Source organism: Streptomonospora halophila, assembly GCF_039542725.1.
Taxonomy (GTDB): domain Bacteria; phylum Actinomycetota; class Actinomycetes; order Streptosporangiales; family Streptosporangiaceae; genus Streptomonospora; species Streptomonospora halophila.
Genome location: NZ_BAABIK010000033.1, coordinates 1 through 16595, shown reverse-complemented (window position 1 = coordinate 16595; position 16595 = coordinate 1). Strand labels below are relative to the sequence as shown.

Genomic DNA, 16595 nt, shown 5'->3' with positions numbered 1-16595 from the left:
CGCACATGCTGGACTTGGGAGTGGGAGACATGTGGATGCCGGGCTGGGCCGCACACGGCCTGTGCCGCGAGACCGACCCTGACGCGCTCTTCGTGCAGGGAGCCGCGCAGAACCGGGCCAAGCTCATCTGCCGGGGGTGTCCCGTGCGCACCGAGTGCTTGGCCGACGCGCTGGACAACCGGATCGAGTTCGGCGTCTGGGGAGGGATGACCGAACGCGAGCGCCGGGCACTGCTGCGCCGCAGGCCCGACGTCGCCTCGTGGGCGAAGCTGCTGCACGACGCACGCCGCCGGTACCGCGAGCAGGCCGGTGGATCCGACGGCGCCGAACACGGCGAGGCCGGAGTCCGGGCCGGGTAGCGGGACGGCAGGCCTCCGGTGCCGCGCATGTCCGGCATCGGACCGCCGCCTCCTTCCACGACTCCACGACCGCCGCGCGCCGACGGCCGGTTCCCTCCGGCTGCTGCGCACGGTCCTGTGCTCGGTTCGAGCGCCGCCGCGCCCCGCGCCTCCGGCGGCGCTGCGGCGGCCTCGTCCCCCTGCCCGCTGCGGCGGGGGGCCTAACGGGCGGATCGGCGAGGGCGGCCGAGATCTCAGCCGCGCCCCAGCGCGCGGCCGATCTCGGCCAGCCCGGCGAGGTCGTGCACATCCTCGGGGCGAGCCGGCACCTCCGCCGAAGGCACGCCCGGGTGAGCGGCGACCAGTCGGCCCATCAGCCACTGCTCGCGTTGCTGCACCCGCGCGCGCTCGGCGTGCAGGCGCAGCGCCGCCGCGGCCAACGCGTGCTCGCCGGAGGTCTCAAGCTCCGCGGCGGCGGTCGCGGCGGCCTGCTCGGGCAGGCCGCGGACCGCGGTGCGGTGCACCCGGTTGAGCACGATCCCGGCCAGCGGCATGCGGTCCTCGCGCAGGCGCTCGATGAAGAACTCCGCTTCCCGCAGCGCGTCGTCCTCGGGCGCCGCCACCACCACGAACCCGGTGCCGCGCGCCTGCAGCAGCCGGTAGGTGCGGTCCGCGCGCTCCTGGAACCCGCCGAAGACCGCGTCGAACGCCGAGACGAAGCTCTGCACGTCCTTGAGCACCTGGGCGCCCACGATCTTGGCGATCACGCCGGTCACCATGCCCACACCCGCGCCCAGCACCTTGAAGGCGCCGGTCGCCGGCGGCGCGCCCAGGATGCGGATGAGCCTGCTGTCGAGGAACCGGCCCAGCCGCTCGGGCGCGTCCAAGAAGTCCAGGGCCGACCGGCTCGGCGGGGTGTCGACGACGATCAGGTCCCAGTCGCCGGAGTGGCGCAGCTGCCCCAGCTTCTCCATCGCCATGTACTCCTGCGTGCCGGAGAAGCTGGAGGACAGCGACTGGTAGAAGGGGTTGGCCAAAATCTGGCGCGCGCGCTCGGGGTCGGCGTGGGCCTCGACGATCTCGTCGAAGGTCCGCTTCATGTCGAGCATCATCGCGTGCAGCGTCCCGGGAACCTCCGCACCCAGGGTTCCGGTCAGCTCGACGGGGCGCGGCGTGTTGTCCAGTTCCCGCAGCCCCATCGACTGCGCGAGCCGCCGGGCGGGGTCGACGGTGATGACCACGGCGCGGCGGCCCAACTCGGCCGCGCGCACGCCCAGCGCCGCGGCGGTCGTGGTCTTGCCGACACCGCCGGAGCCGCAGCACACGACGATGCGGGTGTCGCCGTCCGACAGCAGCGCGTCGACGTCGAAGTCTGGCGCGGCCGTGGCGCGCGCCCGGTCGGGGGCCTCCTGGCCGCTCATACGCCCTGCTCCCGGAGGCGCTCGGCGAGCTCGTCCAGCTCCTCGGGGCCCACTCCGCGGCTCAGCAGCGGAAGCTCCAGCCGCGTCAGGTCGAGGCCGTCCAGGCGCGCGCGGATCCCGGACTCGCCGGCCACCCGCTGGGCATGCTCGGCCACCTCCTGCGCGAGGGCGCGCGCGGTCTCCTCGGCGTCCTCCAGCCCCGCCGCCTTGACGCCGCGCACCAGCGCACCGGTGTCGAAGGAGCCCTCGGCGACCTCCCGCAGCACCGGCTCGGCGAAGAACGGCGGCCGCACCATGTTGACGATCAGCGAGCCGACGTTCAGCCCGGCCGCGCGGATCTCGCCGATGCCGTCGAGGGTCTCCTGGGCCGGCATCTCCTCCAGCACGGTCACGAAGTGCACGGCCGTCCGGGCCGAGCGGAGGGTGGCCATGACCTTGTCGGCGTGATTGCGGACCGGCCCCACCCGGGCCAGGCCCGCCACCTCGGCGTTGACGTTGAGGAACTGCGCGATCCTGCCGGTGGGCGGCGCGTCGACGACCACCGCGTCGTAGACGTGGCGCCTGCCGTCGGCGTCGCGGCCGCCGCGCCGCCGATCGCCCTCGCGGCGCCGGACGGCCTCGGTGGCCTTGCCCGTCAGCAGCACGTCGCACATGCCCGGCGCGATCGTGGTGGCGAAGTCGACCGCGCCGAAGCGGGTGAGCACCTGTCCGGCCCGCCGCATGCCGTAGAACATCTCCAGGTACTCCAGTAGGGCCGACTCGGCGTCGACCGCCAGCGCGCACACACGGCCGCCCTCGGGCGCGGCGGCGATCGCGCGCTCCTCGTAGGGCAGGGGGCGGGTGCCGAAGAGCCGCGCAATGCCCTGGCGCCCCTCGACCTCGACCAGCAGTACGGTGCGTCCGCCGGCGGCCAGGGCCAGCGCGAGAGAGGCGGCCACGGTGGTCTTGCCGGTGCCCCCCTTGCCGGTGACGACATGGAGCCGGACGGCGTCCCCGTCGCGATCGCGTGCACTCACTCCTCGGAGTCTATGTTCCCGGTCGGAGCGGGTCGCGGTGCGCGCCCGGCGGCGTGTGCGCGGCGCGCCGCGGGAGCGTCGGGCGGCGGCCTGATCGGCGGGTCCGGTAAGTAAGGTGGCGGCTATGACGAAGTGGGAGTACGCGACCGTGCCGCTGTTGTCGCACGCGACGAAGCAGATCCTGGACAACTGGGGAGAGGACGGCTGGGACCTGGTCTCGGTCATCCCCGGCCCGTCGGTCGACGGGGATCCGCGCAACCAGCAGATGGTGGCCTACATGAAGCGGGAGAAGGAGTGATGGCCACCCCCGAGGAGCGGCTGGCCGGCCTGGGGCTGACCCTGCCCGACGTGGTGCCGCCCGTGGCCGCCTACCAGCCGGCGGTGCGCACCGGCGATCACGTCTACGTGTCGGGGCAGGTGCCCCTGGTCGGCGGCAAGCCCGCCGGCACCGGCAAGGTCGGCGCCGAGGTGACACCGGAGCGGGCCAAGGAGCTGGCGGCGGTGTGCGCGCTGAACGCGATCGCCGCGGTCAAGGCCGAGGTCGGTGAGCTGTCGCGGGTGCGCCGGGTCGTCAAGGTGGTCGGGTTCGTGGCCTGCGACCCGTCCTTCACCGGGCAGCCGCAGGTGGTCAACGGCGCCAGCGAGCTGCTCGGCGAGGTCTTCGGCGAGGCCGGCACGCACGCCCGCAGCGCGGTCGGCGTGGCGGCGCTGCCGCTGGACGTTCCCGTCGAGGTGGAGATGATCGTCGAGGCCTGAGGGCCCGCACCGGATGCGGTGGCGCTCGTTCGCCACGACCTACGGGAGGACGACGGCCATGACACGGGAGCACGACCGCGGCGGTGAGGCGGGCGCCGAAGCGCGTCCGTCCGCCACGGTGATGCTGCTGCGCGAGTGCGCAGCCGGCGGACTGGAGGTCTACCTGCTGCGGCGGGCGGCCACCATGCGGTTCGCTCCCGGCATGCACGTGTTCCCCGGCGGCGGGGTGGACGAGCGCGACACCGAACCCGGCATCCGGTGGGCGGGGCCGCCGCCGGCCGAGTGGGCCGCGCGCCTGGGCGTCGCGGAGCCGATGGCGCGCGCCCTGGTCTGCGCCGCCGTGCGCGAGACCTTCGAGGAGTCGGGCGTGCTCCTGGCCGGCCCGCCCGCGGGCGGCGTGGTCGCCGACACCCGCGGCCCGGACTGGGAGGCCGACCGCACGGCGCTGGTCGACCGCGCGCTGTCGTTCACCGCGTTCCTGGGCGACCGCGGCCTGGTGCTGCGCAGCGACCTCCTGCGCGCCTGGTCGCGCTGGATCACCCCGCGGCGTGAAGCGCGGCGCTTCGACACCCGGTTCTTCGCCGCCGCCCTGCCCGCGGGACAGCACACCCGCGACGTCGGCGGCGAGGCCGACCGCGTCGCCTGGATGCGCCCCGCCGAAGCCGTGGCCGCCTGGCAGCGCGGCGAGCTGGAGATGCTGCCGCCGACCGTGACCACCTGCGCCGAGCTGGCCGAGTACGGTTCGCCGGCGGCCGCCCTCGCGGCCCGGCGCCACATCGCCCCCATCGAGCCCGCGATGCGCGAGGTCGGCGGCGAGCTGCGCTTCGTCGTCCCCGAGGGGGTGCCCTACCCCCGGCGCTGAGCCCTCTACTGCGAACCCCCCACCCTGCCGGCGCCGCTCGGCGAGAGAGACTGAGGTGCGATGAGGATCGACGGTTCCGGAACACTGCGCGCCAACTGCGTCCTATGCCCGAATCCCGGCCCGATGACGCTCGACGGCACCAACACCTGGGTTCTGCGCGAGCCGGGAGCGCGGGGCGTCATCGTGATCGACCCCGGCCCCCACGACGAGCGCCACCTGGAACGGGTGGCCCGCACCGTGCAGGAGCAGGGCGCCCAGGTCGCCGTGACGCTCCTGACCCACCACCACCCCGACCACAGCGAGGGCGCACGCTACTTCGCCGAGCTGACGGGCGCGCCGGTGCACGCGGTCGAGCCGGAGCTGCGGATCGGCGGCGACGGCCTCCCCGACGGCGAGGTGGTCGAGGTCGACGGGCTGGAGCTGCGCGTGGTGGCCACGCCGGGCCACACCGCCGACTCGGTCTGCTTCCACCTGCCCGCCGACGACGTGGTGCTCACCGGCGACACGGTGCTGGGCAGCGGCACGACGATGCTCGCCGACGACGGCCTGGCCGCCTACATGGACTCGCTGTACCGGCTGCGCGGCCTGGCGGTCTCCACCGGGGTGCGGGCGCTGCTGCCCGGGCACGGGCCCATCTGCACCGAGCCGCTGGACCGGCTCACCGAGTACATCGACCACCGCGAGGCCCGGCTGTCCCAGATCGCGGCGGCCGTCGAGGCGGGCGACAGCACGGCCGACGAGATCGTCGCGCGGGTCTACGCGGGCATCGAGGAGGCGGTGGTCCCGGCCGCGCGCTCCTCGGTGCGGGCGCAGCTGCGCTACCTGGCCAAGCGCGGCGACATCCCCGGCGAGCTGGGCGAGGCCTGAGAGAGCGGTCCGGCGGGAGCGACGGCGGCGGCGCGCCGTCCGCCCCCGGCACCGGGCGCCGCGCAGCCGACGGGCCCGGCACGTGGCCGGGCCCGGTGGTCGTTGCGCGCGGCGCCGCGGGCGTCCGCACTGCCGGCCGCTCCTGGGGCCGGCGCGCGGCGGGTCGGTGCGAACGCGGTGTCAGCGCGCGCGTCGGCGCATGCGCTCGACGTCGAGCAGCACGACGGCCTTGGCCTCTATGCGCAGCCACCCGCGCAGCGCGAACTCCGCCAGCGCCTTGTTGACGGTCTCGCGGGAGGCGCCGACGAGCTGCGCGAGCTCCTCCTGGGTCAGGTCGTGGTGCACGTGCAGGCCGTCCTCGCCCTCCTTGCCGAAGCGGTCGGCGAGGTCGAGCAGCTGTCCGGCCACCCGACCGGGAACGTCGGTGAAGACGAGGTCGCTCATGACGTCGTTGGTCCGGCGCAGCCGGCTCGCGAGGGCCTTGAGCAGCTGCAGGCTGACCTGGGGCTGCTGAGCGATGAACGGACGCAGGTCGTCGTGGCCCAGACCGGCCAGCACGGCGTCGGTGACGGCGATGGCGCTGGCGGTGCGCGGGCGCGGGTCGAACAGGGACAGCTCGCCGAACATCTCGCTCGGGCCCAGGACGCTCAGCAGGTTCTCGCGGCCGTCGACAGCGGCACGGGTCAGCTTGACCTTGCCGCCGAGGATCACGTAGAGGCGGTCGCCCTCATCGCCCTCGGAGAAGAGCGTCTGGCCGCGACCCAGCCGGACCTCGCTCACCGAGGCGCGCAGCGCGGCGGCACCCTCCTCGTCGAGTGCCTCGAAAAGAGGGGCCTTGCGCAGCACCTCGTTGGTCTCGTCCACCACTTCCTCCTTGCAAGCCTGACCGTCAACAGTGTGACGTATATCGCACCCCGGTGGGAAACCACTTCGTTGCCTCGGCTTGTCGCCCGGGTGACAAGCCGACCGCCACGGCCGACGTCAGCGCATCCGATCCTAGTTGCAATCCCGTTCCCGAGGGGCTCGGCCCGCCGAACTCACGACATTGCCGACATGGCACGCAAGCTCGCGGGCGCGGCCCCCGCCGCGGCCGCCCGGGCACGGACGCCGCCGCGGGATACGTAGTCTTTGGGGCGTGCTCGGAGATCCTGCCACCCCTGCTCAGACCACCTCGTCCGACACCGCGCCGGACGACGGCGCGGTGCGGACACCCACGGGTGAGTCGCGTCTCGCACTGGTGAGACGCGCCCGACGGATAAACCGGGAATTGGCCCGGTTGTATCCCGATGCGCACTGTGAGCTTGATTTCACCTCTCCGCTGGAGCTGCTGGTAGCGACCATCCTGTCGGCGCAGTGCACCGACAAGCGGGTCAACCTGGTGACCCCGAAGCTCTTCGCCCGCTACCCTTCCGCGGCCGATTACGCCTCTGCCGACCGCGAGGAGCTGGAAGGGCTGATCCGCTCCACCGGCTTCTACCGCTCCAAGGCCAACAGCATCCTGGGCCTGGGCCGGAAGCTGTGCGACGAGTACGGCGGCGAGGTCCCCGGCGACCTGGACGACCTGGTGCGGCTGCCCGGTGTCGGGCGCAAGACCGCCAACGTGGTGCTGGGCAACGCCTTCGGCGTGCCGGGGCTCACCGTCGACACCCACTTCGGCCGCCTGGTGCGCCGCTTCGGCTGGACGGAGGAGACCGACCCCGTCAAGGTCGAGCACGCGATCGGCGGCCTCTTCCCGCCCAAGGACTGGACCCTGCTCTCACACCGCCTGATCTGGCACGGCCGCCGCATCTGCCACTCGCGGCGCCCCGCCTGCGGCGCCTGCGAGCTCGCCCGCTGGTGCCCCTCGTTCGGCGAGGGCCCCACCGATGCGGACGCCGCGGCGGCGCTGGTGCGGAATGGCCCGTTCTCCTAGACGGTTCGCATCAGGCGGAGGCAACGGCCGGGAGGAGACGCGCACAGCATGACCGCACAGGAGCACGGCGAGCGGCGAGGGGACGGCCACGACGCGGAGGCCGGCGAAGCGCCCGGCGACGGACGCGCCGGCGCGCCCGACGTCAGCACCCCCGACTGGCTCGCCTCCCTCGCCCGCGCGGGCGGGCGCATGGCCGTGCCCGCGGCGATGCGCCCGCCCGAGTCCGGCGGGCGCCGGTCCGCGGTCCTCATCCTGTTCGGCGAGGGCGAGCACGGCCCCGACGTGCTGCTGATCCAGCGCAACAACGGGCTGCGGCGCCACTCCGGCCAGCCCGCCTTTCCCGGCGGCTCCTTCGAGCCCGACGACGAGGGGCCCGAGGACTGCGCCGTCCGCGAAGCCGTGGAGGAGACCGGGGTCGACCCGGTCGGGATCGAGCTGCTGGGGCGGCTGCCCGAGCTGTTCATCCGGCACAGCGGCTTTCGCGTGGTGCCCGTGCTGGCCTGGTGGCGCGAACCCTCCGACGTGCACCCCGCCGACTCCGGCGAGGTCGCCGGAGTCGTGCGGGTGCCCGTCAACGAGCTCGCGGACCCGGCCAACCGGGTGCGTGTGCGCCACCCCAACGGATCCACCGGGCCCGCGTTCCGCGTCCGCGGCATGCTGGTCTGGGGATTCACCGCCGCGATTCTGAACCGGCTGCTCGTTCTGGGAGGCTGGGAGCGGCCCTGGCTGGACAGCGCTGAGGCGGAACCCCTCCCGCTGCCCGGCGGCCCCGACGAGGACGGCCGGCGCGCGGAACCGTCGCCGCGCGGCCGCCGAGACAGCTGAGACGAGCGCGAGGTGATGATGGACGGCATCGTCCTCGACGCCGCCCTGGTGGTCCTGGTGCTCCTGTTCGCGGCGTCGGGATACCGGCAGGGGTTCATCGTCGGGATCATGAGCTTCGCCGGGTTCATCGGCGGCGGGGTGCTGGCCGCCCTCGGCGCGCCGACCCTCATCCAGCAGGTGGTGACCGATGCCGGGCGGCAGGCGCTGCTCGCGGTCGCCGTGGTCTTCCTGTGCGCGGCCATGGGCCAGTTCGCGGCCTCCTACCTGGGCGCCGTCGTGCGCAACCGCGTCACCTGGGAGTCCGCGCGCGTCCTCGACGCGATGGGCGGCGCCCTGGTCAGCGCGGTGTCGGTGCTGCTGGTGGCCTGGCTGGTCGGCAGCGCCGTCGCCAACTCCGCCATCCCCGTCCTCAACACTCAGGTGCAGCAGTCGCGGGTGCTGCACGCGGTCGACCGGGCCATGCCCGAGGTGGCCCAGACGTGGTTCTCCACCTTCCGCCGGATCGTCGACCAGAGCGCGTTCCCGCAGGTCTTCAGCGGGCTGGGGACCGGCGAGCCGGCCGAGGTGCAGCCGCCCGACCCCGACGTCCTCGACACCCCGGGTCTGCGCGACGCCAGCCAGAGCGTGGTCAAGGTGCTGGGCACCGCGCCCAGCTGCCAGCGGCGCGTCGAGGGCACCGGGTTCGTCTACTCCGACGGGCGCATCATGACCAACGCGCACGTGGTCGCCGGTGTCACCCAGGACCTGCGGGTGGTCACGCGTTCCGGCCAGCAGCTGAGCGCCACGGTGGTGCTCTACGACCCGCAGCAGGACATCGCCGTCCTCGACGTGGACGGCCTCGACCTGGAGCCGCTGGAGTTCGACCAGGAGGCGGCCAAGGGCGACGACGCCGTGGTCGCGGGCTTCCCGCGCAACAACGGCTTCACCGCGGTGGCCGCGCGCATCCGCGCCGAGCAGACCGCGCAGGGGCCCGACTTCTACCACTCCCAGCAGGTGAGCCGGGAGATCTACCAGATCCGCGCCGAAGTCCGCCCCGGCAACTCCGGCGGCCCGCTGATCTCCCCCGACGGCGACGTCTACGGCGTCGTCTTCGCCGCGGCGACCAACGAGGACGAGACGGGCTACGTGCTCACCGCCCACGAGGTCGCCGCCAACGCCCAGCAGGGGGCATCCGCGTCCGGGGAGGTCTCGACACAGGAGTGCGACTGACGACCGCGGGCGGGAGCGGCGAGGGGGCCGGCGACCTTGCGGCGGCAAGCAGGGCGGCCCGGCCGTGGAACCGACAGGGCTCGGCGGTGCGGCACCGTATGCGGCCGCAAAACGTGCTTGATGCGATGCCCGGGTGCACCACACGCGCGGCCGAGGCGGGGCGTACGGCGGAGCGTGCGGGCGCCGAACGGCTGCCGGTGACCCACGTCGGCCCGTCCCTGCGGCCGGAGGAGGCGCTGCGCAGAGCCGCTGCGGACTACGCGGGGCCGGTCGCGTACGCGGGCCCGCGAAAGACCTGCACCGTCGGCTGATGCGGGGACCGCGTTCAGGCGGAGGCCCGCGGTTCGCGCCGCCGCCCCGCGGAGGCTGGGCCGGCGCGGGGCGGGAGCGGCGCGGAAGCGCCTAGCCGACGAGTTCGGAGTCGGCGTCGGGGTCGGACTTGCCCAGGGGCCAGCTCATTCGGACGACGGTGCCGTCCTCATGGGGTTCGATGCTGACCTCGTCGGCGAGTCCGAGGATCACGGCGAGGCCGACATCGGGAGAGAGCCCCGAAACCCCGTCGGACGGGGCGCCGTCGGCGATGTCGAGCCCGGCGGCGGGGTCTTCGAACGCCGTCGCCGGCTCCTTGGCCGGCGCGCGGTCGAACACCACGACCTCGAAGCGCTGTGCCGCCTTGCCGTTGTGGGACGCGCGTTCGGCCGGCGTGCCGGGCGACGCACCGGCCCCCCGAGTGGTGTCGGCGCTGTCGATCAGATCGAGCTGGATCGGACGCCCGGGGCAGTGGACGCGGTGCGCCTCGACGGCACGGGAGCACGCCTCGCCGACCGCCAGCCGAATCTCGTCGAGGGCGGACTCGGCGATGCCCGCCCGCCTGGCCACGGCCGTGGCCATGAGCCGGGCCGTGCGCACATGGGCGGGCAGCGCGCTGATCGTGAGCTGGACGAGTGCCATGAGATCGCTCGTAACGCAGCTACTTGGACTTGCGTTTGTCGATGGCTTCCTGAACGGAGTCGTAGATGCCGAAGACCTTGGTCAGTCCGGTGATCCGGAAGATCTTCAGGATGCGCTCCTGCGTGCACACCAGGTCGAGGGTGCCGTCGTGCGCCCGCACTCGCTTCAGGCCGCCCACGAGCACGCCGAGTCCCGTCGAGTCGAGGAACTCCACCTTCTCCATGTTCACCACGAGGTGGAAGTTGCCCTTGTTGACGAGATCGATCAGCAGCTCACGCAGCCGGGGCGCGGTATAGACGTCGATCTCACCCTCGACGACGACGATCTCTGTGTCGTCCTGTGTGTGGTGATCAAGCTTCAAGTCCACTAGTCCTCCAGCGCCGAACCGCGAAAAGCCGCGAGTGATCTCTGCCGGGCGTTACCCCACAGTGCGGCATTCAACCACGCTTGCCCTTCGCATCTGCCTGTTATGCACAAGAAACCACGACAGCGCGGAACCCTTCCCGCGGATGCCACACTGAAACGGGGGTCGATCAGTGCCATCACACGTGCTGCCTGCCGAGGAGGGGTCGGGTTGACCGGATCCACTCCCCGCGCACGCGGGGACGCTTCCCGGAGGGAATCCGCGCTTGACCGGTTGTGGCGTGACCATACCCGGAATTCGCAGGTGACACATGTGGAGCAGCTGCCGCGTGGCCGCGGGGTAAGCGAACACTGGCCAGACTGGACACCGTCCTCTGTACGTGAGCGGCTGGCTGAGCAGGGGATCACGGCTCCGTGGTCCCACCAGGCGGCCGCCGCGGATCTCGCGCGCTCTGGTAGCAATGTGATCATAGCCACCGGCACCGCATCGGGGAAATCGCTCTCCTTCCTGCTGCCCTGCGCCGAAGCCGCCGAGCAGGGTGGGACGGTGCTCTACATCTCCCCGGCCAAGGCGCTGGCCGCCGACCAGCGGCGCGCGGTGGCCGGTCTGGGCCTTGCGTACCTGCGCGCGGCCGCCTACGACGGAGACACCCCGCGCGACGAGCGCGCCTGGATCCGCGCGCACGCCAACTACGTGCTGACCAACCCCGACATGCTGCACCACGCGGTCCTGGGCAACCACGCCGCCTGGTCGTCGTTCCTGCGGCGGCTGCGCTACGTCGTGATCGACGAGGCGCACCGCTATCGGGGCGTGTTCGGCTCGCACGTCGCCCAGATCGTGCGGCGGCTGCGCCGGATCTGCGCCCGCTACCGCAGCGAGCCCGTCTTCATCCTCGCCTCGGCCACCACGGGCACCCCCGAGGAGAGCGCCTCCCGGCTGATCGGCCTGCCGGTACGCGCCGTCACCGAGGACGCGTCGCCGCGCCCGGAGCTGCGCTTCGCGCTGATCGAGCCGGAGCTGACCGAGGAGACGGGAGAGAACGGCGTACCCGTGCGCCGCACCGCACCGGCCGAGGCCGCCCACGTCCTCGCCGACCTCGCCGAGGAGGGCGTGCGCACACTCGCCTTCGTCCGCTCCCGCCAGGCGTCGGAGGTGGTGGCACTGACCGCCCAGCGCATCCTGCGCGAGCGCGAGTCCCGCACCGCGGCGCACCTGCGCGGACGGAGCGCTGGTGAGGGCGCGGTGGTCGCAGGGGATGCGGAGGCGCAGAGGGCTGGCCGTGCGGATGAGGATGGGGGCGGAGCGACTCGCCGGGAGGCGGACGGGCCGTCCGGCGGCAGGCTGTCCGAGCGCATCGCCGCCTACCGCGCCGGCTACCTCGCCGACGACCGGCGGAGCCTGGAGGACGCGCTGCGCAGCGGCGAGCTGCTCGGGCTGGCCACGACCAACGCACTCGAACTCGGAGTCGACATCACCGGACTGGACGCCGTCGTCATCACCGGATGGCCGGGCACCCTTGCGTCGCTGTGGCAGCAGGCGGGGCGCGCGGGCCGTACCGGAGGCGACGCGCTGGCGGTCTTCATCGCCCGCGACGACCCGCTGGACACCTACCTGGTGCACCACCCCGAAGCCGTCTTCGGGCGGCCGGTCGAAGCCACGGTGCTCGATCCCGGCAACCCCTATGTCCTGGGCCCGCACCTGTGCGCGGCCGCGTCGGAGATCCCGCTCACCCGCGACGACCTGGACCTCTTCGGCGCCGAAGCCGCCGGCGTGCTCGACGGCCTGGTCGACCGGGGACTGCTGCGGCGCCGCCCGCGCGGCTGGTTCTGGACCCGGCGCGACCGCGCCTCCGCACTGGCCGACCTGCGCGGGTCGGGCGGGCCCCCGGTGCAGATCGTCGACTCGGCCAGCGGGCAGCTGCTGGGCACCGTCGACGAGGCGGCCGCGCACGGCACCGTCCACGACGGCGCGGTCTATCTGCACCAGGGGCTGACCTATGTGGTCGACGAGCTCGACCTGGAGGAGTCGGTGGCACTGGTGCACGCCGAGGCGCCCGACCACAGCACCTGGGCGCGCGACACCACCGAGGTCGAGGTGCTGCGCACGCTGCGCGGCCGGGACTGGGGGCCGGAGTCGGCGGTGCGGTTCGGCGAGGTCGAGGTCACCCGCCAGGTGGTCTCCTACCTCAAGCGCGACGTCCGCACCGGCGCGGTCCTCGGCGAGCAGACCCTCGACCTGCCCGAGCGGCGGCTGAACTCGCGCGCGGTGTGGTGGACCCTCGCGCCCGAGGCGACCGACCGGCTGCGCAAGGCCGACGTCGACGTGCGCGGAGCCGCCCACGCCGCCGAGCACGCCGCGATCGGGCTGCTGCCGCTCTTCGCCACCTGCGACCGCTGGGACATCGGCGGCGTCTCGACCGCGCTGCACGCCGACACGGGGTGCCTGACGGTGTTCGTCTACGACGGACACGAGGGCGGCGCCGGGTTCGCCGAGCGCGGCTACGCGGCGGCGCGCGAATGGCTGACCGCGACCCGCCGGGCCATCGCCGGATGCGAGTGCGCGGAGGGCTGCCCTTCGTGCATCCAGTCGCCCAAGTGCGGCAACGGAAACGACCCGCTCAGCAAGTCGGGAGCCCTGCGCCTGATCGACGCCATCCTCGACGGCGGCGTGTAGCGCGCAGCAGCGAGGAGGAGAGGAGTGGCGGACGGCCCGAGCAGGCTGCCGGAGTCCGGCCGCGAGGCGCGTAGGGGGTCGGCGGGGCAGCGGTGTGCCGGCGGGATCGGCGGCCTACGAAGGGTTCGGCCGATCCGGGCTGGGCCGGGCGGCACTGCGGCGCCCGGATCGGAGCTGGGAGACCGGCCCCCTAGCTAGAAGGGTGAGGACTGCGGGCGGTCAATCGAGAGCGTGATGCGGCGCTTGAGGCGTCCCGGCCGGAGGCCAGCCACCGGCGCTCCGGCCTGGTCGGCGGGCGTGTGCAGCACTCCGCTCGGCTCCGGTGCTGTGCGGTACGTGCGGTCGGCGGAGCACAGGAGGAAGGCGGGAAGCGGAGCACAGGCGGTAGGCGCAGCGCGGAAGTGGTGCGCACGCGTGGAACAGGTGGCGAGTGGGACGTGTGGTGCATGTCCGGCGTCATTGCACGTCGGGCACGGGTTGCACGTCGGGAAGAGGTTGCCCCTTGGGCACGGGTTGCACGTCGGACACGTGAGCCGCGCGCGGGGGATACCGCGGCCCGACCTGTTCCGCGGCCGCGGACCGCGGCCGGCGGCGCACGCGCGGAGACGGGGCCCAGCGTCCTCTGCCGCGCCGAACCGGGACGGTACGCGTTCTGTCCACAGGCTGGGAATCCGGCTTTCCGCCGCCGACCCGCCGGGCGATGGTGGATACGGACCGTGAGACCAAACCGACTCATGGTGTGTCCACCCGCTTGGAGGCAACCGTGTCCGCTCTCCCCTCTCTCCCTCCGGTGCCGCGTGTGCCGCGCCGACCGCCCTCGCACGCGGCTGTCCGCCGGGTGCGGCGAATTCGGTGCCGGGCCGCGCGAGCGCTGCAGTCCGCGCGGGCCGTGGAGACTGCCCGGGCCGTACCGATCGTGCCGCCCGTGCTGACCGGGCTGGCCCTGTCGGGCGTACGTGCTGTGCGGGCCGTGGCCCGGGGGCTCGCGAGCGCGACGGCGGCGCTGCTCCGCAGCAGCCGCGCCGTACCCGGCGTTCGGCCGCTCGCCTCGGTGCGCGGCGACCGGGGCATGTCGACCGCGGAGTACGCCCTTGGAACCGTGACGGCCTGTGCCTTCGCGGCCGTGCTGTTCGCGATCCTCACAAGCGATGAAGTCCGCACCACCGTCACCCGGATCGTCACCGATGCGCTGCAGATCGACGGGTGACCGGGGCGGCGTCACCGCCGAGACCGCTGCCGCACTGCCCAGCCTCGTGCTCGTGCTCGGCGTCGCGCTGGCGGCGGTCCAGGCCGGTGCGGTGCACGTGGCCTGCGTCGACTCCGCGCGCATGGGTGCGCGCGCGTTGGCCCGCGGCGAGCCCGAACACGCCGTTCGTGCAGCGGTCGACCGCACCGCCCCCGACTCCGCACAGGTCGAGCTGACCACCGGCGGCGGCATGGCGCGGGTGGCCGTCACGGCCCCGGTTCCGATCGGCCCGCTGGCGGAACTGCCGATCGAGGTCGAGGGGCGTGCCGCAACGCCGCTGGAGTCCCTGGAAGGCCTGGAGTCCGTGGAAGAGGGGGCGCCCGCCGAGTCCCTGGTGGGGGTGGAGAAGTTGGAGGAGTTGGAGGAGTTGGAGGCGCCGGGAGGTGGCGAGGAAGCCGTGGAGGGGGAGGACGTCGGCGAGCCCGACGGGTCGGAGGCCTCCGGGCCCAGCGCCTCCGGGCCCAGCGATCGGGCCGAGCAGTCTCCGGCCGCCCTCGGAGGCGACGACGCGCAGGGGAGGGACGGCAACGATGCCGCGGTCGAATGATCCGCCTTCGCCGCGCCGGAACCCGGCGGCCGTGAGTCGGGTCGGCCCCGACAGCGCGAGAGGGAACGAGCGCATCGGGCGTCGCCTCGGCTCGGTGCGGGCGGTGCGGGCGGTGCGGGCGGTGCGGGCGGTGCGTGGATCTGGTCATGGACGGCACACGGTGGAAGCCGTGCGTCGGCCCGACTCCCTCGGTACGCACGTTGACGGGCGCTTCCGGGGTCAGGTCAGGGCGGTGCGGGTGGTGTGTGGCCCTGTCCCTCGGAGGATCATGGGCGGCCGCCGGGGCGCGTGGCGGGGGCCGCCGGCTGGTGGCGGGTCCGGTGTCGGCAGTTGCGGTTGGCGTGATGGCGGTGCAGGTGCTGGCGCCGGTGCCGGCGGCGCCCGGCCCTCGTCCGGCGGACAGCCGAGCTGGTCCGTGTCATCAGGACACCGTTCGGCCCGACGGGCGCAGCCGGCTGCCTTCCGACGCCCGGAAGGAGGGAGGGCGTGGCAAGAAACGGCGCGGCCGACCGTCTCCCGCCGCATGGCAGGAGGGGCGGCGCGGGCACATTCGCCCGTCTGCGGAGGGTCTGTCCCTGCGCAGACGGCTCGGAGCGGCGACGACGCAGGCTCGGCGACCGTCTGGGTGCTCGCGTTGTGCGGCGCGGTGCTGTTCGTCGCCGCGGCGATCGTGCTTGTGGCAGGCGTACGAGTCGATCGCCACCGGGCGGCGACGGCGGCCGACCTCGCCGCGCTCGCGGGAGCGGAGAGGTTGGCGGAAGGAGAGCGTCCATCATGTGCCGCGGCCCGCGCGACCGCCGAGGCGAACGGCGCCGAACTGACGCGATGCCGAAGCGCCGCAGACCTGTCGCTGTACGTGAGCACGCGTGTCCCCGCCCGACTGTGGCCCGGATCCGTCACAGCCCACGCCCGCGCCGGCCCACACCGCTCGCCCTGGGCACTGCACACCCCGAGCGGCTGATCCATCGCCGAACACGCTTAAGTCCTGCCCGCCCCCGGGCTCGCGGACAGTACGGTCCGCTCAGACGTCCGCGCCGGTCGCCGCGGGCTCCACCAATGGACGAGGCGGCGGAGACGGCGGCGGGTGGTTGAGCCTGAGCTTATCGGTTCGGGTGCTCGCCGGTTGGGCCTGCGACGAGGCAGCGAGGCAGTGGTCGGTTCGGCTCGTGTCACCGCTTTCGGTTTCTGGTGGTTGCGCACCGGCGACGGGCAGCGACGGCGGCGGACGGTTCGGCCAGCGCTCACCGCTCCCAGTCCCCGGTGGTTACCCACCCGACAGGACAGCGAGGGCGGTGGGTGCCTCGGCCTGCGGTCAGCGGTTCGGGTGCCCGCTGGTTGAGCCTGCGACGAGGCAGCGAAGGCGGCGGGTGCCTCGGCCCGCGTTCACCGGTTCGGGTGCCCGCCGATTGAGCCTGCGACGAGGCAGCGAAGGCGGCGGGTGCCTCGGCCTGCGCTCACCGGTTCGGGTGCCCGCTGGTTGAGCCTGCGACGACGGGCAGCAAGGGCGGCGGGTCGCTAAGCTCCCGCCCCTCGGTCCGGGTGCCCGCCGGTTGCGCACCCGGCGGGGCGGCGAGGGCGGCGGGTCGGGCCCTCGGGCCGCCGGTCCGC

At 73.7% G+C, this 16595-nt stretch carries 17 protein-coding genes; 12 read left to right on the top strand and 5 right to left on the bottom strand.

Features of this window, described 5'->3' with window-relative positions; all coding sequences use genetic code 11:
* The first annotated feature begins 29 nt into the window (after positions 1–29).
* Positions 30–359: a WhiB family transcriptional regulator gene (locus ABEA15_RS21965; RefSeq protein ID WP_345558770.1), complete on the top strand. Its 330-nt coding sequence runs from the start codon at positions 30–32 to the stop codon at positions 357–359.
* 233 nt (positions 360–592) lie between these two features.
* Here the strand turns inward: ABEA15_RS21965 and bagB are convergent, their stop codons facing one another.
* Together bagB and bagA are read right to left on the bottom strand one after the other, a co-directional pair.
* On the bottom strand, positions 593–1759 hold the full coding sequence (bagB, locus tag ABEA15_RS21960) for an ATPase BagB (protein WP_344146962.1): 1167 nt from the start codon (positions 1757–1759) through the stop codon (positions 593–595).
* Positions 1756–2775 carry an ATPase BagA gene (bagA, locus tag ABEA15_RS21955; RefSeq protein WP_345558724.1) on the bottom strand — a complete coding sequence of 340 codons (1020 nt, stop codon included), beginning with the start codon at positions 2773–2775 and terminating at the stop codon, positions 1756–1758. Before bagA ends, bagB begins: the two co-directional genes overlap by 4 nt.
* Positions 2776–2899: 124 nt before the next feature.
* Here bagA and ABEA15_RS21950 point away from each other — a divergent pair, with 124 nt between their 5' ends.
* The 4 genes from ABEA15_RS21950 to ABEA15_RS21935 are packed head-to-tail and all read left to right on the top strand — an operon-like array spanning position 2900 to position 5260.
* Entirely contained in the window at positions 2900–3073 is a 174-nt protein-coding gene (locus tag ABEA15_RS21950) for a DUF4177 domain-containing protein (protein ID WP_131096593.1), read from the top strand.
* Entirely contained in the window at positions 3073–3531 is a 459-nt protein-coding gene (locus ABEA15_RS21945) for a RidA family protein (protein ID WP_344146953.1), read from the top strand. Before ABEA15_RS21950 ends, ABEA15_RS21945 begins: the two co-directional genes overlap by 1 nt.
* Positions 3532–3589: 58 nt before the next feature.
* The gene (locus tag ABEA15_RS21940; protein WP_345558722.1) at positions 3590–4393 is read left to right on the top strand and encodes an NUDIX hydrolase; all 804 of its coding nucleotides are present in this window, start codon (positions 3590–3592) and stop codon (positions 4391–4393) included.
* 60 nt (positions 4394–4453) lie between these two features.
* The gene (locus ABEA15_RS21935; protein WP_344146947.1) at positions 4454–5260 is read left to right on the top strand and encodes an MBL fold metallo-hydrolase; all 807 of its coding nucleotides are present in this window, start codon (positions 4454–4456) and stop codon (positions 5258–5260) included.
* Between the two features lie 180 nt (positions 5261–5440).
* Here the strand turns inward: ABEA15_RS21935 and ABEA15_RS21930 are convergent, their stop codons facing one another.
* Positions 5441–6124, bottom strand: a complete 684-nt coding sequence (locus ABEA15_RS21930) for a Crp/Fnr family transcriptional regulator (RefSeq protein WP_425579433.1) — start codon at positions 6122–6124, stop codon at positions 5441–5443.
* A 337-nt stretch (positions 6125–6461) separates the two neighbouring features.
* Between ABEA15_RS21930 and nth the strand changes: the two genes are divergently transcribed.
* The 3 genes from nth (at position 6462) to ABEA15_RS21915 (ending at position 9206) form a co-directional block, all read left to right on the top strand.
* Positions 6462–7172, top strand: a complete 711-nt coding sequence (gene nth, locus ABEA15_RS21925) for an endonuclease III (protein WP_344147194.1) — start codon at positions 6462–6464, stop codon at positions 7170–7172.
* A gap of 189 nt (positions 7173–7361) precedes the next feature.
* The gene (locus tag ABEA15_RS21920) at positions 7362–7997 is read left to right on the top strand and encodes an NUDIX hydrolase (RefSeq protein ID WP_344147191.1); all 636 of its coding nucleotides are present in this window, start codon (positions 7362–7364) and stop codon (positions 7995–7997) included.
* A gap of 18 nt (positions 7998–8015) precedes the next feature.
* Entirely contained in the window at positions 8016–9206 is a 1191-nt protein-coding gene (locus ABEA15_RS21915; protein WP_344146942.1) for a MarP family serine protease, read from the top strand.
* Between the two features lie 402 nt (positions 9207–9608).
* Here the strand turns inward: ABEA15_RS21915 and ABEA15_RS21910 are convergent, their stop codons facing one another.
* Entirely contained in the window at positions 9609–10157 is a 549-nt protein-coding gene (locus ABEA15_RS21910) for an ATP-binding protein (RefSeq protein WP_345558717.1), read from the bottom strand.
* A 19-nt stretch (positions 10158–10176) separates the two neighbouring features.
* Entirely contained in the window at positions 10177–10524 is a 348-nt protein-coding gene (locus ABEA15_RS21905) for an STAS domain-containing protein (protein WP_040272705.1), read from the bottom strand.
* 300 nt (positions 10525–10824) lie between these two features.
* Here ABEA15_RS21905 and ABEA15_RS21900 point away from each other — a divergent pair, with 300 nt between their 5' ends.
* From ABEA15_RS21900 to ABEA15_RS21885, 4 genes are all read left to right on the top strand, one after another.
* On the top strand, positions 10825–13194 hold the full coding sequence (locus ABEA15_RS21900) for a DEAD/DEAH box helicase (protein WP_345558715.1): 2370 nt from the start codon (positions 10825–10827) through the stop codon (positions 13192–13194).
* A 925-nt stretch (positions 13195–14119) separates the two neighbouring features.
* Complete coding sequence (locus tag ABEA15_RS21895) at positions 14120–14401, top strand: DUF4244 domain-containing protein (RefSeq protein ID WP_345558713.1); 282 nt, start codon at positions 14120–14122, stop codon at positions 14399–14401.
* On the top strand, positions 14379–14987 hold the full coding sequence (locus ABEA15_RS21890) for a TadE family type IV pilus minor pilin (protein WP_345558711.1): 609 nt from the start codon (positions 14379–14381) through the stop codon (positions 14985–14987). The genes ABEA15_RS21895 and ABEA15_RS21890 overlap by 23 nt, the downstream gene beginning before the upstream one ends.
* The gene (locus ABEA15_RS21885) at positions 14971–15948 is read left to right on the top strand and encodes an Rv3654c family TadE-like protein (protein ID WP_345558709.1); all 978 of its coding nucleotides are present in this window, start codon (positions 14971–14973) and stop codon (positions 15946–15948) included. The genes ABEA15_RS21890 and ABEA15_RS21885 overlap by 17 nt, the downstream gene beginning before the upstream one ends.
* The last annotated feature ends 647 nt before the right edge of the window (positions 15949–16595 follow it).